Origin of the sequence: Haloarcula halophila (assembly GCF_029278565.1) — an archaeon.
Lineage (GTDB): Archaea > Halobacteriota > Halobacteria > Halobacteriales > Haloarculaceae > Haloarcula > Haloarcula halophila.
The window spans coordinates 679,401-703,634 of the sequence record NZ_CP119559.1 but is presented as its reverse complement, the minus strand read 5'-3'; the positions used below and the strand labels follow the sequence as shown (position 1 = coordinate 703,634).

The following is a 24,234-nucleotide window of genomic DNA, read 5'->3' as shown; positions in this document are numbered from 1 at the left end:
AGGCACCATCCCGTCCGTTCTCGTACCCGTAGTAGGGGCGTCCAGCCCCAACTAACTCCACCGCTCGACGCCCGCACCGTTTTCGACCGACCGCCGCCACAGCTAAGAATGAGTGACACACAGGACCCACCGACCGACGAATCGACGACCGAACAGTCAGACGGCCTCGACGGGGAGTACGACCCGGGAGCCGTCGAACCCGCCTGGCAGGACCAGTGGGTCACAGACGAGACGTACGCCTACGACGGCGACGCCGACACCCGCTTCAGTATCGATACGCCGCCGCCGACGGTCTCGGGCAACCTCCACATGGGGCATCTGTATCAGTTCACGCTCCAGGACTTCGTCGCCCGGTACCACCGGATGGCCGACGATACGGTCTACTTCCCCTTCGGCTACGACGACAACGGTATCGCCTCTGAGCGGCTGACCGAGCGGGAACTCGACATCCGTCACCAGGACTTCGAGCGCCGGGAGTTCCAGGAGAAGTGCCGCGAGATCTGCACCCGGTACGAGAACGAGTTCACCGAGGACGTCCAGTCGCTCGCGATCTCTGTCGACTGGGACAACACCTACAAGACCATCGCACCGAACGTCCAGCGCGTCTCGCAGCTTTCCTTCCTCGACCTCTACGAGAAGGGGCGCGAGTACCGCCAGCGCGCGCCGACCATCTGGTGTCCGGACTGCGAGACGGCGATCTCTCAGGTCGAACAGGAAGACGAGGACAAACACACCAAGTTCAACGACATCGCCTTCGACCTCCTCGAAGACGCCGACGGCCCGGTCGAGGACGAGACGTTCACTATCTCGACGACTCGCCCCGAACTGCTGCCGGCCTGCGTGTCGGTGTTCGTCCACCCCGACGACGACGAGAACCAACATCTCGTCGGCGGCACCGCGCGGGTCCCCCTGTTCGACCAGGAGGTCCCGATCATCGCCGACGAACGCGTCGACATGGAGACCGGTAGCGGGCTGGTCATGTGCTGTACCTTCGGCGACCAGAACGACATCGAGTGGTACCAGGCCCACGACCTGGACCTCCGCTTGGCCATCGACGAGTCCGCGACGATGACCGAGGTGGCCGGCGACTACGAGGGGATGCATACCACCGAGGCCCGCGAGGCGATCATCGAGGACCTCGACGAGGCCGGCTACCTGCTGGAATCACGCGACCACGACCACACCGTCCAGGTCCACGAGCGCTGTGGCGTCGAGGTCGAGTACCTCGTCACCGAGCAGTGGTACATCGAACTGCTGGACAAGAAAGACGAGTATCTGCAGGCGGGTCGGGACATGGAGTGGTTCCCCGAGAAGATGTTCAGCCGCTACCAGCACTGGATCGAGGGGCTGGAGTGGGACTGGTGTATCTCCCGCCAGCGTGACTCCGGTATCCCGATCCCGGTCTGGTACTGCGACGACTGTGGCGACCCGGTGCTCGCCGATCCCGAACAACTGCCAGTCGACCCGCTCTCGGACGACCCACCGGTCGATCGCTGTCCGGACTGTGGTCACGACACGCTCACCCCCGAAGAGGACGTCTTCGACACGTGGGCGACCTCCTCGCTGACGCCGCTCGTGAACGCCGGCTGGGACTGGCACGCCGACGGGTCGACGGGCGACGGCGCACTCGCGGTCACTGACGGGACCTTCGAGATGGAGATGTCGGAGCTGTACCCCTTCGATCTGCGCCCGCAGGGCCACGACATCATCTCATTCTGGCTGTTCCACACCGTCGTCAAGTGTTACGAACACACCGGCGAGGTCCCCTTCGAGAACGTCATGATCAACGGGATGGTCTTAGACGAGAACCGCGAGGCAATGTCCAAATCGAAGGGCAACGTCATCCCGCCAAGCGAGGTCTTGGAGAACTTCCCGGTCGACGCCGCCCGCTACTGGGCCGCCGGAACCTCCATCGGGGACGACTTCCCGTACAAGGAGGGCGATCTGGAGGCCGGCGAACGTCTCCTCCAGAAACTCTGGAACGCCTCCCGACTGGTCGATCAACTGACCCCGGCCGCCGAGTCGGTCGACGACGTCGACCAGACCGAACTCTCGGCGGTCGACCGCTGGCTCCTGGCCGAACTGGACGCGACCGTCGAGTCGGTCACCGAGAAGTTCGAGGACTACGCCTTCTCGAAGGCCCGCAACGAACTGCGGTCGTTCTTCTGGAACACGTTCTGTGACGACTACCTGGAGATCGCCAAACAGCGCCTCTCGGGCGGCGGTGACCCCTCGACGGAGTACACGCTGGCCCGCGCACACCGGACCTTCCTGAAACTGTTCGCGCCGTTCCTGCCCCACATCACCGAGGAACTGTGGAACCGCCTCTACGCCGAGGACGACGGGTCGGTCCACACGACCGACTGGCCGGTCGCCGCCGGCTACGAGGCCGATCTGGCGGCCGGCGAGACGGCGATGGAGGTCGTCTCGGCGCTGCGGCGCTACAAGACCGAACACGGGCTGGCGCTGAACGCGGACCTCGGCACCGTCGAGGTGTACGGCCACGTCGCCGGCTTCGAGGACGCCATCGCCGAGGCCATGCACGTCGATCGGTTAGAGACCTACGACGAGGCCCCGGAGATCACGACCGAGATCAGCGGGATCGACCTGGACTACTCGCTGGTCGGGCCGGAGTTCGGCAGCAGCGTCGGCGACATCGACGCGGGCATCGAGTCCGGCGATTACGAGATCGACGGCGACCGACTCGTCGTCGCCGGGGAGTTCGAACTCGGCGCAGAGATGTTCGATATCGAGGAGTCCCGGACCTACTCCGGCGAGGGCGAGATGACCGAGACCGAGTCGGCGGTCGTCGTCGTCCAGTAGGGAGTCGGCGGCCGGCTGTCCCCGGGATGGGCGGGTCGTCGGCACCGGGACCGTGGTTCTACCGCCGAAAAGGCTAATCCGAGGGCGCTGGAGGTGTACCCACTGTGTCACCCTCGGTCTTCGATCCCGGTCTGGAGTCGATCACCGTCGCGGAGACGGAACTGAGCGATGTCGACGGTGAGGCCGGTGAAATCGTCGTCCGTGGCTACCCGATCGAAGAACTCGCCGCCAACGCGACCTACGAAGAGAGCGTCGCACTGCTGCTGGACGGGGACCTCCCGACGGCCGACCGACTGGCGACGATCCAGCCGACCCTTGTCGACTACCGGGCTATCGACGACGCCGTTCGAGCACTCCTCGACGCAGCAGCGGGGGTCGGCGTGGCACCGATGGACGCGCTCCGGATGGGCGTCGCGGCCGCCAGTCTCGGCACCGACGCGGACGACTCCCGCGAAGCCGCCAAACGCGTCGTTGCCGTCGTCCCCACGATCGTCGCCGCCTACTGGCGCTACCGGCAGGACGAGTCGCCCGTCGCTCCCGACCCGGAACTGTCCCACGCCGCGAACTACCTGTACATGCTGACGGGCGAGCGGCCGAGCGACGACGCGGTCCGGGGTATAGAGACGTATCTCACGACCGTGATCGACCACGGCCTCAACGCGTCGACGTTCACCGCACGGACGGTCGTCTCGACGGAGTCGGACCTCGTCTCGGCGGCGACAGCCGCGGTCGGAGCGCTCAAGGGACCGCTTCACGGTGGCGCTCCCGGTCCCGTGCTGGACATGCTCCAGTCCGTCCACGACTCCGGCGATCCCGAGGGGTACGTCCGTGACCGTCTCGACGCCGGCGAGCGACTGATGGGCTTTGGCCACCGTGTCTACCGCGTCCGCGATCCGCGTGCCGCGGTCCTCTCGGCGGCAGCCCGACAGTTCTACGCCGGGACCGACGACGACGGGTTCTACGACACCGTCGAAGCGTTCGAGTCGGTCGCTCTCGACGCGTTGGCCGACCACAAGCCCGACCACCGGTTGGCGACCAACGTCGAGTTCTACACTGCGGCACTGCTCCACGGCGTCGGGATTCCCCGCGACCTGTTCACGGCGACGTTCGCCATCGGCCGTGCCGGCGGCTGGATGGCCCACTGTCTGGAACAACTCGCCGACAACCGGTTGATCCGGCCGGTCTCGACGTACGTCGGCGAGACCGACCGGACGTGGACGCCGGTCGACAAGCGGTGATTCACCCGCGGCGCTTGAGCTTCTCGGCGCGGGTCGCCAGTGCGAGAAACGTCGCAACCAGCGTCAACACGACGGCCCAACCGGCCGCCAGATCGTGGGCTGGCAGCGTGTGATCGAGCCCGCCAGCGACGATCTCCGCGCGCAGGACGGTGTGGTGTGGCCCCTCCAGGACGGGGACGAAGTAGTCGACGACGTCGTTGAAGCCGTACCAGCCGGCCGCGACCGCGACAGCCGGGACCGAGAACGACGCGTACCGGTGGATGAGAAACGCTTCGACGGCCATCGCCAGGTGCGAGAGGATCAGGAACCAGTAGAGCCAGGTGGCGATGCCGGCCGGCCCGTTGACGACCAACTGGACGTAGGGGGTCCACAGCCCGAGCTTGATACAGCCGAAAAAGGCCAGGGCGTGGAGCCACTCAGTGTCCCAGTCCAGCCGCCAGGCGGCAAACGAGAGCCCGATGAACAATGTCGCGACCGGCGAGTCGGGGATCAACGGATACGCGAGCGGCGGTGCGGCCCCGAGTTGGCCCTCGACGAGTGGCGGTGCCAGATCCGTCGGCCGGCCGGCGTAGTACCAGAAGCCGAACAGCGTCCCGACGAGGTTGACCAGCGCGATCGGCCAGGCCAGCCTGAGGCCGACGTTCTCCAGCCACTCCGGGAGCGGTGCGACGTACCGCGGAAGCCCCTCGGTCTCCGGGAGCGGTCCGTCGAACCCGCGTGCGACGACTGCCTCGATGCGCCCGCCGAGTGAGACCATGTGGGGTCGGTCGGGAGCGGGCGGCAAAACGGTAGCGGTCAGAACCGGAGTTCGAAGCGCGCACCGCCCGTGTCGCTCTCTGTGGTGACGACCTCCCAGCCGTGCCGGTCGGCGATGGTCTCGACGATCGATAGGCCGAGTCCGGTGCCGTCACTCGCCGTCGTGTAGCCCGCTTCGAACACCTGCCCGGGATCGTCGCTCGGTAGTCCCGGGCCGTCGTCTTCGACGAAGATCCCGCCGTCCTCCGCGTCGTCGAGGGGGCCGACGGTGATCCGGACCCCGGGAGCGGTGTGGTCGACGGCGTTGTCGACGAGGTTCGTCAGGAGTCGTCGGACGTCTGTCCGATCGACCACGACCGCCGGGAGCGAACCGACGCTGAGCGTCGCGTCGGCGGATTCGTGGCGTTCCCAGATCTGCTCGACGAGTCCTTCGAGGTCCACTAGTTCCGGGTCGGGTTCCATCTCGCCGTGTCGCGCGAACCGGCTCAGGTCGTCGACCAGCGCTCCGATCTCTCCGTGTGCTCGCTCGATCGAATCCAGCCGGTCGGTGTCCAGCCCCTCCTCACGGAGCAACGCCAGGTTCGAATCGGCCACCTGCAGCGGTGACCGGATGTCGTGGACGACCTGTGCGAGGAACTCTTCGAGACGCTCGGAGTGCCGTTCGAGGGACTCCTCGTAGTGTTTCCGATCGCTGATGTCGAGCGTGATCCCGATGAGGCCGATGATCTCGCCGTCGTCGTCGCGCCAGGGCACTTTCGAGGTCAACGCCCACTCGTCGTACCGCTGTTTGTCGGTGACCGGTTCCAGTTCGTACTGCTCGTAGACCCTATCGAAGCTATGGGTCTCGGCCTTGCTCTCGTTCGTGTGTTCTTCCTTGTGGATGATCGGCTCCCCGTCCCTGATGACCCGCATGTCGTCCTCGTAGGTATCGGCAGCGTGGCCCTCGGGATAGAGTTCCCTGTCGGTCTTGCCGAGCAACTGTTCGGGCTCGTCGATGTGGGCGTGGCTCACACGGAGGTGCCGGCCCTCCTCGTCCTTGACGTAGAGGTGATGCGGGACGCGTTCGAAGAGCGTATCGAGCAGGCTGCTCTCGTAGGCCAGCCGCTCTTCGGTGCGGGCGTGTTCGACGGCGTTCTCGATTCGGTTGCACAGCATCTCGACCGTCTCGCTGTCGCCAGTCTTCCGGACGTAGTCGGTGACGCCGGCCGAGATCGCCTCGCTGGCGACCGCTTCGTTCCCCTTGCCGGTAAAGAGGATAAACGGGAGGTCGGGGAACCGCTCGCGGACGGCACGGAGGAGTTCCAGTCCGTCCATCTCGGGCATATCGTAGTCCGAGACCACGCAGTCGACGGTCTCGTTTTCCACGTGTGAGAGAACCGCCGTGGGGTCGTCGAGGGAGGTCACGCGGAGCTGCCCGGACTCGCGTTCGATCATCGCCGCTGTCTCGTCGAGGAACGTCCGGTTGTCGTCGACGTGGAGGACGGACACTTCGCCCCGACGTTCCGAGGGCGGCCATTCCGGTCGCATTACGAGTGATTCGACGCCGCCGGACAAAACACCATTGGCAGTCGGGCGGTCGAATCTGCTGTCGCGGGTCCACGTGAGGCCAGTAGCCACCCCACGTGAGTCCGCCAAGGGCACGCGTTAAGTAAATCCAGACCTAACCCGCTATCAATGTCTGAAGCGACCGATCTGGAGGACCTTCGCCGCGGTACCGACCTCGTGAAACGCGGCTTCGCGAAGATGCAGAAAGGGGGCGTCATCATGGACGTCGTCGACCGCCAGCAGGCCCGCATCGCCGAGGACGTCGGTGCGGTCGCGGTGATGAACCTCGAAGCGGTCCCGGCCGACATCCGCAAGCGCGGCGGCGTCGCCCGGATGGCCGACCCGGCTTCGCTGGAGTCGATCATCGACGAAGTGTCGATCCCCGTGATGGGCAAGGCCCGTATCGGTCACACGAAGGAGGCCCAGATCCTCGAAGCGGCCGGCGCCGACATGGTCGACGAGAGCGAGGTGCTCACGCCCGCCGACGACCGCTATCACATCGACAAACGGGACTTCACTGCACCGTTCGTCTGTGGGGCGCGGAACCTCCAGGAGGCGCTGCGTCGCATCGACGAGGGCGCGGCGATGATCCGGACGAAAGGCGAGGCCGGCACCGGCGACGTGAACCAGGCCGTCCACCACCAGCGCAACATCAAGGGTTCGATCCGCAAACTCGAAGGGATGAGCCACGAGGAACGCGAGAAGTGGGCCCGCGAACACGAGGCACCGGCCGATCTGGTCCACGAGACCGCCGAGATGGGACGGCTCCCGGTCGTCAACTTCGCGGCCGGCGGTATCGCGACGCCCGCCGACGCCGCCCTGATGATGCACCACGGCTGTGACGGCATCTTCGTCGGCTCGGGCATCTTCGGCGCGGAGGACCCCGAGGCCATGGGGACCGCGATCGTCGAGGCCGTCAACAACTGGGACGACCCCGAGACACTGAAAACGATCGCGACCAACGTCGGCAAGGGAATGTCCGGCGACGCGAACGCCGACCTGCCCGAAGAGGAGAAGATGCAGGGCCGCGGCGTCTAAGCCGCTTTTTCACCCCCGTCGATCGCGCTCGGTCCACGTCTCGTGTCCCTCCAGCGCCAGCCCCGGCGGGTCGAGTTCGGAGTAGCCCCCAGAAAGGAGTCACCGCGACGACGCTGGGTCCTCGACGGCGAGTCGATAAGTCCGCCTACGTCTGTGATCCCACACCGGGTTCTCGGGGCGGCCCGTCGTCCCGACGACGGAGATAGCCCAGTCCGAGACCAGTCGCTGCCGTGACGAGGATGGGTGTCCCGACCGTGAGAGCGAACGCGACGACCGTTCCGACGAGTCCCCAGGCGATCGCGTTGATCAGGTAGCCGGCGATCAGAATCGGTGTGATGAGCGAAACGCGCTCTTGAAAGAGCGACGGGATCGTCATCCCGAATAGCGCCAGCGGCGGTGCGAGGAGGAGCGTCAACGCACCGACGACCATCCCCAAGAGCGCGTGACTGCGATAGCTCCGCGCGACCGATATCGGGAGCAGATATCGCCAGACCAGCCATCCGGCACAGACTGCCGCGACCGTCGCCGAACTGATCAGCACCACCGCCGGGACGAAGAACAGTCCCCGCGGATTCACGAACTGGACGTACGCGGCCGTATAGAGGAACACCGACGTTCCGAACGCGAGTCCTGCCCCGATCGGACGACTCGCGAATACTTCCAATCGAGTTACAGTATTCATGCGATACCATCGACCGGCGGAGGTATGTACGTTCCCCGTCTCAGACCGTTGAACGGTCGTCGGGGGCGTCAACAGCGGGACGATCCCAGGATACTGACGGGATCGCGACCAACGCCGGCAAGGGGATGTCCGGCGACGCCAACGCCGACCTGCCCGAAGCGGAGAAGACGCAGGGCTGCGGTGTCTGATCGTAACGACAACACACAAAAACGAGCGCCTGTTCTACGGAGGTATGCAAGGCTCCGGGGTAGTCCAGGCAGTGCTGGACTTCCTCGAACAGCTCTCGGCGGTGTACGGGCGGACAGCCATCACCTTCGGTGTCCTCCTCTCGGCGTTCGCCCTCGTGGTCATCGTGTTCCCCGTAGCCGTTCGGGCCGCCAGACAGGTCGTCTTCTCGCGATACCTCACTGATCACTTCGACGGCGCGTACGGGATCGTCGAGCGGTTGGCACCGACCTCTTCCTCGGGTATCCTTCTGCGGACGGTCCAGTTGACCGTCGTCGCAGTGGCGGTCGTCGCGACTCTCGTCCTCTGGGGGGTCATCGATCCCAGCGGGCGTCTGAGCCAGATTGCCACGAGCGACCTGACCAAGGTCGGGATCACGGTCGTTCTGGCGGCGATCGGCTTCGCGGCCTCGGACCAACTGAAGCGGCTCGTCGACCGCCTCGGTGACGGCTCCGACCGGATCACCGACCACCAGGAAGAGATCGTCCTCCGGGTCGGACAGGTCGTGATCCTGTTGACCGTCCTCTCCGGTGCGTTGACCCTCTGGGGTGAGAATCTCAGCGGCCTCCTCGTCGGAGCCGGGTTCCTCGGCATCGTCGTCGGCCTGGCGGCCCGCCAGACGCTGGGGTCGCTGATCGCCGGGTTCGTCCTCATGTTCTCCCGGCCGTTCACCATCGGGGACTGGGTGGAACTGGGCGAAGAGGAGGGGATCGTCACCGACATCACGATCTTCAACACCCGGCTAGAGAACTTCGACGGGGAGTTCGTCGTCATCCCGAACGATCAGGTCGCCGACCGTGCGATCACCAACCGCAGCCAGAAGGGACGGCTCCGGCTGACCCTCGACGTCGGCGTCGACTACGACACCGACATCGAGCGCGCCCGCGAAGTCGCACACGATGCCATCGCGAGCGTCGAGGGTGTCGTCGACTCCCCCTCGCCACAGATCGTCCCGAAGTCCTTCGGCGATTCGGCCATCGTCCTGGAACTGCGGTTCTGGATCGACCACCCGACGCCGCCACGGAAGTGGCGCGCGGTCTCGCAGGTGGTCACAGCGGTGAAGGCGGCCTTCGACGAGGCCGGGATCGTCGTCCCGTTCCCCCAGCGGCGTTTCTCGGTCCGGGACGACGGCGAGGACGCACCGCCCGAGGAGCTTTCCTCACTCGCCGAGGGGACGGACACCGACGATTAGGCCCACAGTTCCTCGACGACGAGGCCGAACCCGAGAATCCAGCTTCCCGCAAGCACGCCCAGCACTCCGATCCTGAACAGCCGGGCGGCCCCGCTTGCGGCTGGCGGGTCCGTCACCGCCGTCGTTGCCGTCGACAGCGCCGCCGTCATCGTCGCCCCGGATACGAGTCCGAGAAACGCGCCGGCCGCGAGCGGGATGGCGACGAGCAAGAGTCCCGTCCCGATGCGTGTGGCGACCTCACCGACCGGGCGTCTGTGCCGGTTCGGTTCCGGACGCCACTGTGACATGTGGTATCGTAACACGCTATCGTTCTTAAAACCGGCGTCGACTCCGTCCGGGGATCTGTGTCGTGGCTCGCATTCGATCCGGTTGCAGTCCGGCGATTTCCCGCCAAGGTCGGGGAAATCTCCGGTCGAAACTACTATCCCGGGCCACGCGTAGGGAGTGATATGAGCACTCCGCCGGGGGAGTATTACACTGACGAACGCTGGCAGAACTGGATCGACCGTATCGACGACGAAGACGTAGATCCCGAGAACGAAGACTCGGCACGCCTGCTGTTGAATTTGCAGGACGATACAGCGATCGCGGTCGTCAAGATCCTCGCCGACTACGACGACGGGACACTCGACGAGGAGGCCGCGCTGGAGGAACTGCGCGGTGTCCGCGAGATCGTCCTCGAAGAGGTCGCACTCGACGACGAGGAGACGGTCATGCTGATCGATGGCGTCCAGACCTCGCTGGTCTGTGTGTTCTACGCCGCCGAGGAGTACGTGGCGGAGGGCGTCGCCGACGAGGGGACGGTCGCCGACTACATCGCGGCCGCCGCCGACGCGGAAGCCGAGGAGGACCTCGACGCCGCGCTGGGCTACTGTGTCCAGGCCGGGACCCGCATCATCGACGGCGACGAACTGGCCATGGAAGTGGCGGAAGACCTCGACTACGGCCTGGTTTCGGAATGGGTCAACGGCCTCGACAGCCTCCAGACCGCGATGGAAGACCCCGAGGTCGTCGAGGAAGAGGACGAAGCGAGCTGATACTGGGGCGGACAGGTTTTTATCTGCCTACGGAAAAAGATCTGCATGGAGTTCCTGGGCGAGGAGCGCGCACAGTCGGTGCAGGTCGGTGCTGTCCTGTTGTTCGGCATCCTCATCATCGCGTTTTCGACCTACCAGGCGTTCGTCGTCCCGGACCAGAACCGCGAAGTGGAGTTCAACCACAACCAGGAGGTCCAGCAACAGCTCCAGGATCTCCGGAACTCGATCGTCTCCGTCCCCGGAACGTCCAGTACCGAGGCGGTGAGCGTTCAGCTCGGGACGCGCTATCCCAGCCGGCTGCTGGCGCTGAATCCGGGACCGTCGTCGGGAACGTTGCGGACCGACGGGACCGAGACGGACGACATCAACGTCACGATCGACAACGCTTCCGCGACCGGCGAAACCGGCGACTACTGGACCGGGACTCAGCCACGGCGGTACAACACCGGCACGGTCGTCTATTCGCCCAACTACAATCTCTACGACGCACCCGACACGTTCTACGAGAACTCGGTCGCGTTCAATCAGTTCCGGACCGGCAACATCACCCTCTCGGAGCAGACCGTCGTCAACGGCCGCTCGATCTCGCTGGTCGCGCTCAACGGCACTCTCAGCCGGAGTTCCAGCGGCTCGACGACGGTCGACGTGCGTCCGGTGAGCCACTCCGAGCGCACCATCACCGTCACCAACGATTCGGCGACGACGAACGTCTCGGTCTCGTTTCTGACCCGAATCCCCGAATCCACGTGGGAGACGGAGCTGCTGGCTGCGGAGATCGACTCCACGCCGGACAACGGTGACGACGACCGGTACGTTGCCGACGTCAGTTCGACGGACGGGCCGGGTCCGTACAGGCAGCTGACGATCACCTTCGAACGCGGCGTCGACTATCGGCTCCAACTGGCCAAAGCCGGCGTCGGTGCCGGAGCCACGGACACCTCGGCTGCGTACCTGACCAACGTGAGCGGCGACGGTGCCCAACTCACCCGCGGAGAGAGCACGGAGCTCGTTCTGGAGGTGCGGGACAGCTACAACAATCCCGTCCAGGGGACCACGGTGTCGGCGTCGGTTCGGGGGACGAACAACGGCGTCATCGAACCGGTCCAGCCGGTCTCGGACACCGACGGGCGCGTCCGGTTTCGCTACGATTCGTTCCCCGCCAACGACACGGGTACCCACCAGATCAACATCAGCTACGTCGGGCTGGACGACACCTTCGACGAGGAGACTCCTGAAAACGTCTCGATGAACGTCGAGGTGGTGTCCGGGAGCAGCAGTGGTGGCGGAACGACGGACGGCTTCTCCAGCCTCTCGGTGAGCGACCTCCCGACCGACACCACGACCGGCCGACAGACCGTCTCTTTCTCCCCTGAGGGACAGGCAATCCTCGCCGGGGAGACCATCCAATTTGACTTCTCGTCGGCACAAGGGTCGACGAGCACGCCGGACCCGGTGAACTACGCCAACGGAGGGCTTCAGAACCTTCCCCCGTCGGTCAGCGAGAACAACTACAACACCAACACCGGCTCGTTCACTTTCGAACTGACTGCGAACCGCGACCTCTCTCCGGGCGAGACGATCACTTTCGATATCGCGAACGTCGACACGCAATCCACCACGGCGGGTCCGCTAGAGGTATTCGCTACGCGGAGCGACACCGGCGGCTCGACCAGTGACCCGTTCTCGCTCACGCAGTCGACAACGATGTCGGTCAACATCGTCCGTGCGGAGACGAGTCCCGCAGGGAAAGGTAGTAGCAATAAACAAACAGTCACTGTGGAGTTCGACGCATCTGACAGTAGTGGACTGGACGGGACCAGCTACACAGTTACTGTCTACGAGTCTAGCAGCAAGCAGTCGACGAATAAATTGCCGTCGAGGACAGGCACATTCGCGAACAGCGACGGAACATCGACGACCGTGACGGTGTCACAGGACAGCGACGGGCAACCTCCCTCGCCACCGTACTACGTCGTCGTCGAACTGGACAAGGGCGGAACGACCGTTAGCGACGAGCAACTGACGACCTCGAACTAACTTACTCGGTCGGCTCGGTTTCGTCCCACACCCACGATAGCGCGAGCGGCTCGTCCCAGCCGTCGGCACGGTGGACGAACGGGCGGCGTGCAACGCCGGCCACGAGGAGATGGCGTCCGACCCGGCGGAACGCGCCGCTCCAGAGTTCGCTTCGATAAGGGTAATAGAACGGTGTCCAGGGCTCGCTGTCGGCCCCGCCCAGACGGACCGTCACGCCGCCGGCACGGGAGATTCCGGACCGGCTCAGGATCGTCTCGCGGGCGACCTGGGCGGCCTCGGCACTGGTGTAGCGCTGGACGAACAGCGGCTGGGAGGGGAGCTCGCCGCTGTAGTAGCCCTCAGCGGGTCGGGTCCACTCGTTGACGACGACGTAACACCGATCGATCCGGTCCGAATCGACTGACAGTGGTTTCGTGACTTCCTGGAGCCGGACAGAGTCGGTTGCGACTGCGGCGCCGTCGATCGTCGACACCGGCTGGGCGCGATACAGCTCCTGTACCCGGGCCTCGGCGATATCGTCGCTGTAGACGAACGCTCGGTGGGTGGTATCACGGAATCCGGCCCGCCGATAGTCGATCTCGAACAGCGGGATCTGCTCGGGGGAGTCGGCGACGAACGTCTCTGCCAGCGTCGACCGGATCGGATCACGCGAGAGCGTCGAGTCGACGAACCGCTCGCTCGCGACGGCCTCGTAGTGTCGGTACAGGCGCACCAGTCCGGCGACGACCATCACTGCGTCGCCGCGCTCGTTGAACCGCTCGATACTGTCGAGCGTGGTGCGGCCGAACCGTCGTTCCCGTTCGGCCCCGCGGAAATACTCGCCCAGTTCGCGCTCGTAGGTGTCGGCAAACGCCGTCGTCACCGACCGGAGTGCCTGGATTCCCTCGCTGTCCAGCGGTGTCGCACCGGCGGTTGCTGGCTGCGGTCGGCGCCAGTCGATCGGGACGTACCGCCAGAGCCGCTCGTCCTCGCTCCACCAGACGTCGTAGGGCCAGCCGATATCGATACGTGGGCTCCGGAGCTCCCTGTCGAGGCGCGCGACGTCACGCTCGGTCAGCGGCACCGACTCCCCCTGCTCCCGGACGGCATTCAGCACGTCGGCCGCGGCCGCACGGTAGGTCGCTATCGCCGCCGGGTACTCCTCGGCGAACCACGACAGTCCGTCCATGATCCGGCCTGTGCGGGCCGCCAGCCGTGCGGACGGGTCTTCCTCGTCGCTCTCCGTCTCCTGGGCCGCTGCCCGCCCCGTTCCGACGGCTGCTGCGCCCGTCAGACCGGCCAGCGAACGCAACACGGACCGCCTCGTCGGGGTCATCTATGGACACTCCTCGCTCATGTAGTGCTGTTCGTCCATCTGTCCTGGGGCACCGAATAGCTTTCCGCCATCGCTATCGCTCCCGGAGGTAGATGACGACGCCGGCACCGACTACCAGGAGTACGACCACGCCACCGACGAGCCACGGGAGCGCCCCTCCGCCACCGCTGTCGGTCGGGATCGGCGTGAGCGTGTTCGGTTCGGGGGACGGCTCCGGTGTCGGCGTCGGGCTCGGGGTGGGTGTGGGTGTCGCCGTCGGAGAGGGTGTGGGCGTCGGCGTCGACGCCGCCTCGAACGTGATCGTCGCCTGCCGGCTCGTGTCCTGGCTGCTGGCCACGATGTCGACGTCTCCCTCACCCTCGATGGTACGGTTCAAACGCTCTGCTTCGCCGGGCTGGAGGTCGAACACGCCACGGATCACCGTATCGCCGTCGACGGTTATCGAGAGGTCGGCCGTGCCGGCAACCCGTCCGGTGTTCGTGACCGTTGCGGTGACGTTCGCGCTCCCGTTCGGGCCGACCCTCCGGGGCGCGTCGAGTTCCGTCTCGAAGAACGGCTGACGGACCGTGTCGACGTCTTTGAACACCGCATCGGCGGTTTCCAGGCGGTCGTTATCGTGCGAAAACCGGACGGTGGCGTTCTCACCGACTGTCCGCCCGCTCAGATCGAACTGTGCCCTGAAGGTCCCGTCCTCGCGAACGACGATCTCGTCTTCCGCGTAGAAGCTCGGGTCCTCGTCCGGGAGTGTATCCGACGGTGGCGTCAGCCGGACGACGACGGTCGCGTTCGATCCCGGCGCGAGGTTCGTTCGCCCGGTGATGTTGGCGGCCGTTGACGGGGTGAGTTCGACCGTCCCATTGTCGGACGCATCGAAGGTGACGTTCGGTTCCGCGAAGGTGATCCGCTCGTTTCGCGTGACGTTGGTGGTGAACTCGCTGGCGTAGTAGGGGTAAGCAGGCTCGTCGATGTCCCCGTTTGCCCCGCCCTGGGGGCCACTCGGTGTCGCAAACAGGAACCGGTCGTCACGCGCCTCGTATGTAAACTCGGCATCGAAGCTGTCCCCGTCGTCGATCACGTCCTCGAACCGGTCCGAACCGCTATCGACGATCAGCGAGAGGCTCCCACTGTCGTCCTCTGCGACCTGCTGGTCGAGACGGAGATAAGCATCAGCGGTACCCGGCTGCTGTAACGGGAACGTCTCTGACGGTGCGTTGACCCGTTCGGGTCCCTCGAACCGGAAGGTTATCCCCTCGCCCTCCCAGTCTGTCCCCTCGTTGTCGACGGCGAGCCCGTAGAGGACGTTTGTCCGGTATCCCTCTTCGAGTCCTTCGTTGATGTCGTTGTTGTTCTGGGCGTAGTCGACCGTCGCCAGCGCGCCGGACAGTCCCGTGGTCTCGAACCGGACGACGACTCTGTCGTCGATGGCGACGGTGTCTCGCTCGGTCAGCGTCGTCCCGTTCCCGAGCGGTTCGTTTGCAGCGTCACTGGGAGCGACGTGTACTTGCGAGTCGCTCAGCGTCGGCTGGACGAGATCCAGTTCGGAGACGCCGACGGCGTTCTCGGCAACCGGCTCGCCGTCCTCGATCAGGAAGCGCCCGCGCTGGTCGAGTATCAGCTCGTAGCTCGTCGGCTGGAGGGGACGCGGGAGTTGTGTCGTCGGGGTGTTCCCGTTGACCTCCTGGACGTACTCCGTGAAATTGACCTCGGCGGAGTCGTTGATCGTCTCGCCGGCGTAGAACTGCGCGTCCGAGACATCCGTGACCGCGTCGGACTGGACCGCCTCGTGGTGGATGTAGCTCTCGACGGTGTCCTCCTCGGAGAAGTACACTACCTCCGTGTCCCCGGGGCTGATGCCCTCCAGCGAGGAGTGGTCGCTCCCCATCAATCGGGTGTTCGCGTAGAACGTGACTTCACCGTCGTCGTCGTCGTCTTCGAGGTAGAGCACGTCGACGAACGCGTCGTTCCGGTCGCGGAGCTGGACCCAGGCCGTGTCGGCTGCGTCGAGTTCGACGGTCATGGCGACGATTTCACCGGCGGCACGGGTGTAGAGATCACGATCGAACTCGGCGTCCGAGCCGCCGATATCGATCGTGGCCGTGTCTTCCGCGGTGGTGTCGCTGACGAGCACGTCGAACTCGTACTCCCCGTTATCGGGGAGTTCCGACCGGGCGTCGAGGTTCGAGAAGTTCGCGACGATCTCCTCTCGGTTCTGGAAGTCGATGGAGTTCCGCAGGTTCAGCGTGATATAGCCGTCCTCACGGAGGTCGGTCACGTCGTCACCGCTGTCGCGGTCGTAGCCGAGCCTATCTAGTGGCAGGTGCTCCTGGTCGGTAACCTCGGTGACGCTGCTGCCTGGATGAACGAACAGCGCCCGGAGTTGTTCGTAGCTGAAGTCGTCGGCACGGATCGTGACGTTGTAACTACCGGCGACCCGGTTGCTGTCGGTGACCTCCAGGGAGACCGCGTCGCTGGTGGTCGAGACACTGTCGCGCTCCCAGTCGACGGCGAACTCCTGTGGTTCCAGCGTGAAGTTGACCGCCGTGTCTGTGACCCGGTTGACGGTGTTGAGCGCGAACGTCCGTCTCCCGTCGATGTCGATCGAGTCGGTTTCGAGCCGAATCTCACCGTTTCGGACCTGTAGCGCCTGCACCGTCCGGTTGACCGTGTCGTCCTCCGGGTCGACCTCCATGAGATAGACGGTCTCACCGTTCCCGGCCTGGAACTCGTCGGGACGGTTCTGCGTGACGTCGATGCGATAGTCCTGCCCCAGATAGTTGGGGCCGTCGGTCAGCGTCGCCGTGGTGCCCGAAACCAGCGTCGCTGACACGGGACCGGACACTGTCGACGCGACGACCAGCGTGGCAACGACCACCAGTGTCAGCCCCACCGCACGGACCCGGGGTGTCGTCCCTGTCATCGGGGCTCCCGCACGGGTCGATATCGGCTCGGTTCGGGACAGAACGCGACTGGTTCTCGCACGTTTGATGCCAGTTGGGTGGTCTTCATATATTACTTTGGCTCTCTGCAGGAGGGATCTTCCGTCCGAAAGCGCCGATTCCCGTCTCAGTTGACAGTCTCCCGGCCTCGTCGGTCGCGTGTCGGTCCACCGGCCGTCGTTCCGACCGCTCGAAAGCTGCGGCCATCCACAACTATCTTATTCCGTGTTCGTCGAGTACAGATAATGAGGGGGCGCGCACAGTCGGAAGTCGTCGGTGTCGCCCTGTTGACAGCGGTCATCATCCTAGTGGTGGGCAGTGTGGGGCTCGTAATCCTGGACGGCCAGGACCGGTCCGACAGCGTCCTCGTGGACGTCGGGGCCGAGTTCGACGGCGGGGCTCTCATTCTGAGCCACCGGGGCGGCGACTCGGTCGCGGCCGCCGACGTTGATGTCGTCCTCGACAACGGGACACGCACCAGGTACTCACTGACGGCGTTTAGGCCGGTTGGGAGCACAGACGCGACGTTCGATCCGAGCGAGCAGTGGGTACATCCGTACAGCTCACCCGGCGACCGCGTTGAACTGCTCGTCGTCCACACCGCCTCGAACACCGTATTACTGGACGAGGTCGTCCAGCTCCCGGCGGGGACTCCCGGTCCGACGCCGACAGCAACTCCGACCGCGACGCCGACGGCAACAGCCACGCCGACCGCGACGCCCACTGCGACAGCAACTCCGACCGCGACACCAACACCAACGCCAACTGCGACACCAACCCCGACGGCTACGCCAACCCCGACACCAACACCAGGCCCGACGCCGGAACCGAACTCGCCTCCGACGGCGACGTTCAGCTACGACCCGTCCGGGCCAACGACTGGCGAACCGATTACCTTCGATGCGGGTAGCTCGGCCGACGATGACGGGACGATCGACTCGTACGAATGGGACTTTGACGGAGACGGTAGTTACGAGCGGACAACGAACGATCCCACGACTACCGAGAGTTACGCGACCGAAGGAACCCGGTCTGTCACGCTCCGTGTCACCGACGACGATGGTGCGGCGAACACGACGACCCGCTCTGTGGTCGTGGACGATCCCCCGACCATCGAGACGTTTGCGGTGACCGATCAGAGTTGGTCTTTCTTTATATTCTCTCAGGCAAGATACGACATCGAATGGAATGTCACCGATCCGAACCTCCAATCGACGACGGTCTACGTCAACCAGAGCGGTAGTAGTACCAATCCACAAGGGAGCTATACGACTGACTCGCCTCAGACGTTTACTGAATTCTACGGCTATTCACAGGAGTACACGTTCACCATCGTCGCCGTCGACGATGCCGGGAATCGGCGGTGCCGACGGATCACCGATACCGCTGACGGCTCGCCGGACAGCCCGATCACGTCGAGTACGTCGTGTAACTGACGATAGTTACGACAATTGTCGATAAGGCAGTCGACAGTAACTTACGTTCCGGTACCGACTCCCCGAGTATGACAGCCGTCGGTATCGACGCCATCGAGATCTGGACGGGGAAGCTCAAACTCGACCTCGCGGAGACGTTCGCGCCCGCGCAGGGCGACGACCCCGGGAAGTACACGAAGGGCTTGGGACTCCACGCGTCGTCGTTCCCCGACGTCTACGAGGACATCGTCACCATGGGGGCCAACGCGGCCTACCGGCTGATGGACCGGAAGGGGCTGGAACCCGACGACATCGGTCGGATCGACGTCGCAACGGAGAGTTCCTTCGACAACTCGAAGCCAGTCTCGACGTACATCGCGGGTTGTCTCGAACAGGTGTTCGACGACGACTTCCACCACGCAAACAAAGGTGAACGGAAGTTCGCCTGTATCTCCGGGACACAGAGCGTCGACGACGCGTACAACTGGATTCGTGCCGGCCGGAATCGGGGTCGGGCAGCCATCGTCATCGCGACCGACACTGCTCTCTATGCCCGCGACGACCCAGGCGAGGCGACGCAGGGTGCTGGCGCGGTCGCGATGCTCATCGACGAGGAGCCGGCCATCGTCGAACTCTCGACGGAACAGGGCTACGGGAGCGCCGACGAGACCGACTTCCTCAAGCCCAACCAGCAGTTCCCGTCGGTCGACGGCAAGCGCTCGGTGAAGGTCTATCTGGCACGGATGCGCGAGGCACTGGACGACTTCGCGACGGTTTCGGGATCGATCCACCCCGACGACTATCACATGATCCCGTTTCACACGCCGTTCCCGGGGATGGTCCGAAAAGCCGCAGCCCTCGGCTACCGACACATCGTCCGCGGGACAGATGTCGAGGACGTACTCGCCGAGGAGATCGGTCACCAACCCGTCCGGGAGGCGTTTGACTCCGAGGACGCGTTCAACGACGCCATCCGGGAGTATACCGACGCGCTCACCGAGACAGAACGGTACCGGGACTGGTACAACCAGGCCATCGAGCCGACACTCGAAATCTCCCGGCACGTCGGGAACTGGTACACCGGCTCCGTTCATCTCGCCCGTGCGTCCGGACTGAAAGTAGCCATGGAACAGGATATCGACCTCGCCGGCGAGAAACTGCTGGTGGCGTCGTACGGCTCCGGTGCACAGGCCGAGGTTCACGCCGAGACGATCGTTCCGGGGTGGGAAGACGAGATCGCGGCCCTGGACATCGACGACCAGATCCAGCGCCGTTACGACCTCTCCTTCGAGGAGTACGAAGAGGTCCACGATGTCCACAACCACGCCATGGACGCACACATCGAGGAAGACGCGGAGGAGTTGACCCCACCCGAAGCGGAGTTCGTCTTCGACGGCTGGGGTCGTATGGGCGAACGAAAGTACCGATACGTCGAGTAGTCGGCACGCCTCTGCTCGGAGCGGACTCGAAGCGACGCATTGGCCGACAGTTTCGCCGACTCCGGTCCGGAGCCGTCCGATACAGTTTGTGACAGTTCTCTAGTAGTAACCGAAGCCGTTTTGTCCGCAACTGTGGCACAACTGTGCATGACACGTTGGTCGTACGGACCACAGCCGACCGCGGCTCTCGCGGGTGCCGTCGTCGGCGTCTGCGGGGCGTTATTTCTCCTCGAACCGAAGGTTGTGGCGACCCCGGACGGCGGCCCGACAGTCCCGGGGGTCCCGAGCGGGTCTGTCGGCCTGGGTGAGATCCCCCTCGTCGCCGTCTACGTCGGGGCGATCCTCGGGACCGTGTTGACGGGGTTTCTCCTCGTCGTCCTCGTCACCAAGGGGATCACGCTGTTTTTTACCCGTGGTGGCCCGCTCGTCAGGGCGTATCGGTTCGTCGTCCCGAACTCGCCGTTGGTCAAGATGGCCACGGGAATCATGCTGTTGATGGGCGTGATGTTGCTCGGGGTCGCGATGTTGCCTGGCGCGATCGGTGATCTCGGTGAGAGTGGCGCGGTCAGCGGGGCCGACGATATCGCCGGCGACCCGAACGCTGGCGTGTTCGCCGGGGACGTGGTCGCGACGCGACCGGCGGCACCGGGCACGAACGACACCGACGGCGACGGAATCCCGGACGCCTGGGAACGAGCCGGTGAGACGCCCTCCGGCGCAGCGTTACCGGGAGCCGATCCACAGCGGAAGGACCTCTACGTTGTCGTCGGCCACGACGAGGAGTCCTCGCCGCTCAGCGACTCGGAACGACAGCAACTCCGGTCTATCTGGGACCGGATGCCAGTCGCGAACCCCGACGGATCGACCGGGATCAGGCTCCATCTCACGACAGAACAGAGACCGGTTTCGGGGGCGACTGTCGGCGTCAACGGCACCGAATATCGGAGGCTGTACAGCGCTGACCGGTTGGGTCCACGCCGGTGTACGTACCGCTACGTGGCGCTGGGGAGCGTATCCAGTGATCGGACCGCGGTCCGGGTCGACGCCCCTGGCTACGCTGGCGTCGTCGACGGACAGCCACGGTCGGAGTACACCGGCTCGGTGTCGTTCCGGGTGGCTGCGACGACCCATGCGCTGTTACATATGGTCGCCGGGGAGCTGTCGGGGGGCTACCACACTTCCGACGGCTGGCTGACGACCGGTTCCCCGACCGAACAGCTCTCAGGGACCACCGCGGACCATCTGAACGCGACCGGTTTCCGGAGCTCGTCGGCCTACGCCGGCTGTTAGGGGATCGTCCGGAGTCCGGCGAGCAGATCGTCCAGATCGGTGTCAGTGACCGCGAGCGAGAAATCGTCGATGCGGGCCAGATCGGCCGCGTGTTCCCAGACGTCGTCCTCGGCGATTCCGTGGAGGACGACGGCGTTCGGGGTCGGGGAGACGACGCGGAGCGCGACCAGCGGTGATTCGCCGCGGGTCACGCCGGTGAACACCAGCGCCCGGTTCGTCGACTGGCCGTACAGCTGGTAGAACTCGTCCGAGGAGAGCCGTCTGATCGCCTCGATCGAGTTGATGACGGTGTGGCCCGAGACCGTGTCGGTGCTCCCTCGGGCTAGCTCGACGGCGTCGGTCGCCTCGTAGACGCTCTCGACGCCGACGTTTGCGGTGTACTCCCGGAGATCGTGGACCACGTCGCTGTCGAACCCCGCCGAGATCACCCGGGCGTGCTGGCGGATGTGCTCGCCGCCGCGGGCCTCGTCGATGTCGAGCAGCCCGCTCACGAGCCGTCGGAGGACGCCGATCCCCGGGTTGTCGCGGCGCCCGCTCTCGTAATCCGAGATCACCGACGGCGAGACGTCGAGGTGGTCGGCGAGCTCCGTCTGTGCGACGTCGAAGTCGGTCCGCCACTTGCGGAGCGTCGCACCCGGCTCGCCACTCAGTGCCACCTCGCCGGCGATCTTCTCCGCGAGATCGGCTCGGGCTCCGCCTGTCATTAGTCCACAAGCTGGATAGACGCGAACAAAAGGGTACCGGAACACGGCCCTCCGCAATCCCTAAACGCAAGTCGGGCCAACTACGACCTAATGGACTGGACGGAGAAACACCGACCGAGCACGCTCTCGGAGGTCCGGGGCAACGACAAGGCCCGGGACGCTTTCGAGGAGTGGGCTCGAACCTGGGACGACCACCGCGAGGCGGTCATCGTCCACGGCTCGCCCGGCGTGGGCAAGACTTCCGCTGCCCACGCACTGGCGGCGGACATGGGCTGGCCGACCATCGAACTCAACGCCAGCGACTCCCGCACCAAAGACGTCATCGAACGTGTCGCCGGCGAGGCCGCCAAATCCGGGACGCTGACCGGCGGTGGCGGGGGTCGTCGGCTCGTCATCATGGACGAGGCCGACAACATCCACGGCAACGCCGACCGCGGGGGCGCTCGCGCGATCACCTCTCTGGTCAAGGAAGCCAGCCAGCCGATGGTGTTGATCGCAAACGAGTTCTACGAGATGTCCAAGGGCCTGCGCAACAACTGCCAGGAGATCGAGTTCCGGGACATCTCGCCGCGGTCGATCGTCCCCGTCCTCCGGGACATCTGTCGCCGGGAGGACATCGACTACGAGGACGAGGCCTTGGAGACGATCGCCGAGAAGAACAGCGGTGATCTCCGTGGCGCGGTCAAGGACCTCCAGGCGATCGCCGAGACGACCGACCGGCTCACGGCCGAGGACGTGGTCACCGGTGACCGGGATACGACGGAGGGGATCTTCGACTACCTGGACGTGGTCATCAAGGAGGCCGACGCCGAGACGGCACTGAAAACCAGCTACGACGTCGACGAGACGCCCGACGACCTCATCAACTGGATCGAGGACAACATGCCCAAAGACTACGAGGGGGCCGAACTCGCCCGGGCCTACGGTGCGCTCTCGAACGCCGACCGGTGGCTCGGCCGGGTCCGGGCGACACAGAACTACTCGTTCTGGAAATACGCCACCGACAACATGACTGCCGGGGTCGCGGCCGCACGCGACGGGACCAAGGGCGGCTGGACCCGCTACGGCCCGCCGAGCTACTGGTCGAAGCTGGGCCGGTCGAAAGGGACCAGAGAGACCCGAGACGACATCGCCCAGCAGATCGCCGCCATCGACGGTGTCTCGATGCGGACCGCCCGTCGGGAGATCATGCCGTTCCTCGCGTCGATGACCCACCACTGCAAGAACCGCGAGTTGACCGTCGCGATGGCCGCGACCTACGAGATGGAGGCCGAGCACGTCTCTTTTATTACCGGGTCGGGAACGGACACGAACAAGGTCCAATCGATCGTCGAGGACGCACAACAGCGACAGGCAGAGGCCGCGGTCGAACACTCGGGCGGTGCCTTCGAGGGCGCGACGGCCAGTGGTGGGGCCGACGACACCGACACGGAGACCGACGACGGGGCCGAACCGACCGATCAGCAGGTGACACTCGGTGAGGGTGGAGACGCCGACGGCGAGTCGGCCACGGGCGAGGAGCCGGACACGCCCGACAGCGACGAGGCCGAGGAGGACGACACACAGTCCGGGCTCTCGGATTTCATGTGATTACCGGCCGCGGCCGCCGATCCCCGGCACCGCGGTCCGTTCCTCGACGCGGTTCATCAGCATCGACGCCGAGACGACCAAGGCGAGATAGAACAGCGCGGCGAGTACGAACAGCTCCGTGTACCGGAACGTAGCGTTGGCGATCTCCTCGGTCCGGAAGAACAGCTCCCGGACGGTGATAAACGCCGCCAGCGAGGAGTACTTGATGAGGTAGACGAGTTCGTTGGACCATCCTGGGATTGCGTATCGAAGCCCTTGGGGGAGGACGACGTAACGGATGCCATCGACCTTCGAGAGCCCGATCGCGCGGGCCGCGGTCAACTGCCCGGTGTCGACTGATTCGAGCGCCGACCGGATGTACTCGGCCTGGTAGGCGGCGCTGTTGAGCGTAAACCCGAGGATGGCGACGATCACTGCCGACCCGGGGACGAAGCCCTGGCCGACGCCGGGTAGCACGCGGACGACGCCGGTCAGGCTGGTCCCGAAGTAGAGGACGAACAGCTGTGCCAGCAGCGGCGTGCCGCGGATGAGTTCGGTGTAGGACAGCGAGAGCCAGCGCAGCCCCCGCCCGCCGTAGACGCGTGCGACCGAGAGCGGGACCGCCAACACGAACCCGAACGCGATCCCGGCCACGGTCAGGACGATCGTCAGCCACGCGCCCCGTGCCAGCGACGGCAGCGACGGGATGGCGCCGGCGGCGAACCCGAACGCGCCGGCCAGCAGGTCGAACGGGAGCCCGAACAGCCCGAAGTCGCTGGCCAGCCCGCGCAACCCCTCGGCGGTCGCGGTGAACGGCCCGGCGGGGACGAACGGTTGGTCCTGCGGGACCGCCAGTGAATCGGGGAGCAGATAGTCGTTCGTCCACCGGAGCAGGAGCCAGCCCCAGAAGACGGCGACCGCAGCCAGTGCCCACGGTCTGTCCACGTCGACCGTCGTGTGAACCTCCTCGACGGCCGACTGTTCTGCCCCCAT

Annotated in this window: 18 protein-coding genes; 10 read left to right on the top strand and 8 right to left on the bottom strand. The window is 65.3% G+C overall.

The genetic code is table 11. The features are described 5' to 3' along the window. The first annotated feature begins 108 nt into the window (after positions 1 to 108). Both P0204_RS03650 and P0204_RS03645 read left to right on the top strand, forming a co-directional pair. Entirely contained in the window at positions 109 to 2,823 is a 2,715-nt protein-coding gene (locus P0204_RS03650; RefSeq protein ID WP_276221760.1) for a valine--tRNA ligase, read from the top strand. Positions 2,824 to 2,927: 104 nt separating this feature from the next. Beyond that, positions 2,928 to 4,061 carry a citrate synthase/methylcitrate synthase gene (locus P0204_RS03645; protein WP_276221759.1) on the top strand — a complete coding sequence of 378 codons (1,134 nt, stop codon included), beginning with the start codon at positions 2,928 to 2,930 and terminating at the stop codon, positions 4,059 to 4,061. A 1-nt stretch (position 4,062) separates the two neighbouring features. Here the strand turns inward: P0204_RS03645 and P0204_RS03640 are convergent, their stop codons facing one another. Together P0204_RS03640 and P0204_RS03635 are read right to left on the bottom strand one after the other, a co-directional pair. Further along, positions 4,063 to 4,818: a DUF1405 domain-containing protein gene (locus P0204_RS03640; RefSeq protein WP_276221758.1), complete on the bottom strand. Its 756-nt coding sequence runs from the start codon at positions 4,816 to 4,818 to the stop codon at positions 4,063 to 4,065. 38 nt (positions 4,819 to 4,856) lie between these two features. Beyond that, complete coding sequence (locus P0204_RS03635; RefSeq protein WP_276221757.1) at positions 4,857 to 6,344, bottom strand: hybrid sensor histidine kinase/response regulator; 1,488 nt, start codon at positions 6,342 to 6,344, stop codon at positions 4,857 to 4,859. A gap of 147 nt (positions 6,345 to 6,491) precedes the next feature. On the opposite strand from P0204_RS03635, the gene pdxS reads away from it, so the two are divergent. Continuing rightward, positions 6,492 to 7,400, top strand: a complete 909-nt coding sequence (gene pdxS, locus P0204_RS03630; RefSeq protein WP_276221755.1) for a pyridoxal 5'-phosphate synthase lyase subunit PdxS — start codon at positions 6,492 to 6,494, stop codon at positions 7,398 to 7,400. A gap of 145 nt (positions 7,401 to 7,545) precedes the next feature. On the opposite strand, the gene P0204_RS03625 is transcribed toward pdxS, so the two are convergent. After that, positions 7,546 to 8,082: a hypothetical protein gene (locus P0204_RS03625; RefSeq protein WP_276221754.1), complete on the bottom strand. Its 537-nt coding sequence runs from the start codon at positions 8,080 to 8,082 to the stop codon at positions 7,546 to 7,548. 232 nt (positions 8,083 to 8,314) lie between these two features. Between P0204_RS03625 and P0204_RS03620 the strand changes: the two genes are divergently transcribed. Further along, positions 8,315 to 9,499, top strand: coding sequence for a mechanosensitive ion channel family protein (locus tag P0204_RS03620; protein WP_276221752.1), 1,185 nt, complete (start codon positions 8,315 to 8,317; stop codon positions 9,497 to 9,499). Here the strand turns inward: P0204_RS03620 and P0204_RS03615 are convergent. After that, positions 9,496 to 9,786, bottom strand: coding sequence for a hypothetical protein (locus tag P0204_RS03615; RefSeq protein WP_276221751.1), 291 nt, complete (start codon positions 9,784 to 9,786; stop codon positions 9,496 to 9,498). The two genes, P0204_RS03620 and P0204_RS03615, sit on opposite strands and share 4 nt — an antisense overlap. Before the next feature lie 162 nt (positions 9,787 to 9,948). Here P0204_RS03615 and P0204_RS03610 point away from each other — a divergent pair, with 162 nt between their 5' ends. Next, entirely contained in the window at positions 9,949 to 10,536 is a 588-nt protein-coding gene (locus P0204_RS03610) for a DUF2150 family protein (protein ID WP_276221749.1), read from the top strand. A gap of 45 nt (positions 10,537 to 10,581) precedes the next feature. Next, on the top strand, positions 10,582 to 12,573 hold the full coding sequence (locus P0204_RS03605) for a hypothetical protein (RefSeq protein WP_276221747.1): 1,992 nt from the start codon (positions 10,582 to 10,584) through the stop codon (positions 12,571 to 12,573). Between the two features lies 1 nt (position 12,574). On the opposite strand, the gene P0204_RS03600 is transcribed toward P0204_RS03605, so the two are convergent. Further along, positions 12,575 to 13,888, bottom strand: coding sequence for a hypothetical protein (locus P0204_RS03600; RefSeq protein WP_276221745.1), 1,314 nt, complete (start codon positions 13,886 to 13,888; stop codon positions 12,575 to 12,577). Between the two features lie 73 nt (positions 13,889 to 13,961). Further along, a complete protein-coding gene (locus P0204_RS03595) occupies positions 13,962 to 16,805 on the bottom strand; it encodes a BGTF surface domain-containing protein (protein WP_276221743.1) in 2,844 nt (947 codons plus the stop codon). Positions 16,806 to 17,069: 264 nt separating this feature from the next. On the opposite strand from P0204_RS03595, the gene P0204_RS03590 reads away from it, so the two are divergent. From P0204_RS03590 to P0204_RS03580, 3 genes are all read left to right on the top strand, one after another. After that, the gene (locus tag P0204_RS03590; protein ID WP_276221741.1) at positions 17,070 to 18,260 is read left to right on the top strand and encodes a PKD domain-containing protein; all 1,191 of its coding nucleotides are present in this window, start codon (positions 17,070 to 17,072) and stop codon (positions 18,258 to 18,260) included. A 68-nt stretch (positions 18,261 to 18,328) separates the two neighbouring features. Next, the gene (gene hmgB / locus P0204_RS03585; protein ID WP_276221740.1) at positions 18,329 to 19,678 is read left to right on the top strand and encodes a hydroxymethylglutaryl-CoA synthase; all 1,350 of its coding nucleotides are present in this window, start codon (positions 18,329 to 18,331) and stop codon (positions 19,676 to 19,678) included. A 147-nt stretch (positions 19,679 to 19,825) separates the two neighbouring features. Continuing rightward, positions 19,826 to 20,968, top strand: a complete 1,143-nt coding sequence (locus P0204_RS03580; RefSeq protein ID WP_276221739.1) for a hypothetical protein — start codon at positions 19,826 to 19,828, stop codon at positions 20,966 to 20,968. On the opposite strand, the gene P0204_RS03575 is transcribed toward P0204_RS03580, so the two are convergent. After that, complete coding sequence (locus tag P0204_RS03575; protein ID WP_276221738.1) at positions 20,965 to 21,672, bottom strand: helix-turn-helix domain-containing protein; 708 nt, start codon at positions 21,670 to 21,672, stop codon at positions 20,965 to 20,967. The genes P0204_RS03580 and P0204_RS03575 overlap by 4 nt on opposite strands. A 90-nt stretch (positions 21,673 to 21,762) precedes the next feature. Here P0204_RS03575 and P0204_RS03570 point away from each other — a divergent pair, with 90 nt between their 5' ends. Continuing rightward, positions 21,763 to 23,262 (top strand): replication factor C large subunit, encoded by a 1,500-nt coding sequence (locus P0204_RS03570; RefSeq protein ID WP_276221737.1) that lies wholly within the window; start codon positions 21,763 to 21,765, stop codon positions 23,260 to 23,262. Here the strand turns inward: P0204_RS03570 and P0204_RS03565 are convergent, their stop codons facing one another. Further along, a complete protein-coding gene (locus P0204_RS03565; RefSeq protein ID WP_276221735.1) occupies positions 23,263 to 24,234 on the bottom strand; it encodes an amino acid ABC transporter permease in 972 nt (323 codons plus the stop codon).

Bases quoted from the DNA above. Each gene is read 5' to 3' on its own strand.
- P0204_RS03650 (WP_276221760.1), top strand. From the start codon at position 109: ATGAGTGACACACAGGACCCACCGACCGACGAATCGACGACCGAACAG.
- P0204_RS03640 (WP_276221758.1), bottom strand. From the start codon at position 4,818: ATGGTCTCACTCGGCGGGCGCATCGAGGCAGTCGTCGCACGCGGGTTC.
- P0204_RS03635 (WP_276221757.1), bottom strand. From the start codon at position 6,344: ATGCGACCGGAATGGCCGCCCTCGGAACGTCGGGGCGAAGTGTCCGTC.
- pdxS (WP_276221755.1), top strand. From the start codon at position 6,492: ATGTCTGAAGCGACCGATCTGGAGGACCTTCGCCGCGGTACCGACCTC.
- P0204_RS03625 (WP_276221754.1), bottom strand. From the start codon at position 8,082: ATGAATACTGTAACTCGATTGGAAGTATTCGCGAGTCGTCCGATCGGG.
- P0204_RS03620 (WP_276221752.1), top strand. From the start codon at position 8,315: ATGCAAGGCTCCGGGGTAGTCCAGGCAGTGCTGGACTTCCTCGAACAG.
- P0204_RS03615 (WP_276221751.1), bottom strand. From the start codon at position 9,786: ATGTCACAGTGGCGTCCGGAACCGAACCGGCACAGACGCCCGGTCGGT.
- P0204_RS03610 (WP_276221749.1), top strand. From the start codon at position 9,949: ATGAGCACTCCGCCGGGGGAGTATTACACTGACGAACGCTGGCAGAAC.
- P0204_RS03605 (WP_276221747.1), top strand. From the start codon at position 10,582: ATGGAGTTCCTGGGCGAGGAGCGCGCACAGTCGGTGCAGGTCGGTGCT.
- P0204_RS03600 (WP_276221745.1), bottom strand. From the start codon at position 13,888: ATGACCCCGACGAGGCGGTCCGTGTTGCGTTCGCTGGCCGGTCTGACG.
- P0204_RS03595 (WP_276221743.1), bottom strand. From the start codon at position 16,805: ATGACAGGGACGACACCCCGGGTCCGTGCGGTGGGGCTGACACTGGTG.
- P0204_RS03590 (WP_276221741.1), top strand. From the start codon at position 17,070: ATGAGGGGGCGCGCACAGTCGGAAGTCGTCGGTGTCGCCCTGTTGACA.
- hmgB (WP_276221740.1), top strand. From the start codon at position 18,329: ATGACAGCCGTCGGTATCGACGCCATCGAGATCTGGACGGGGAAGCTC.
- P0204_RS03580 (WP_276221739.1), top strand. From the start codon at position 19,826: ATGACACGTTGGTCGTACGGACCACAGCCGACCGCGGCTCTCGCGGGT.
- P0204_RS03575 (WP_276221738.1), bottom strand. From the start codon at position 21,672: ATGACAGGCGGAGCCCGAGCCGATCTCGCGGAGAAGATCGCCGGCGAG.
- P0204_RS03570 (WP_276221737.1), top strand. From the start codon at position 21,763: ATGGACTGGACGGAGAAACACCGACCGAGCACGCTCTCGGAGGTCCGG.
- P0204_RS03565 (WP_276221735.1), bottom strand. From the start codon at position 24,234: ATGGGGGCAGAACAGTCGGCCGTCGAGGAGGTTCACACGACGGTCGAC.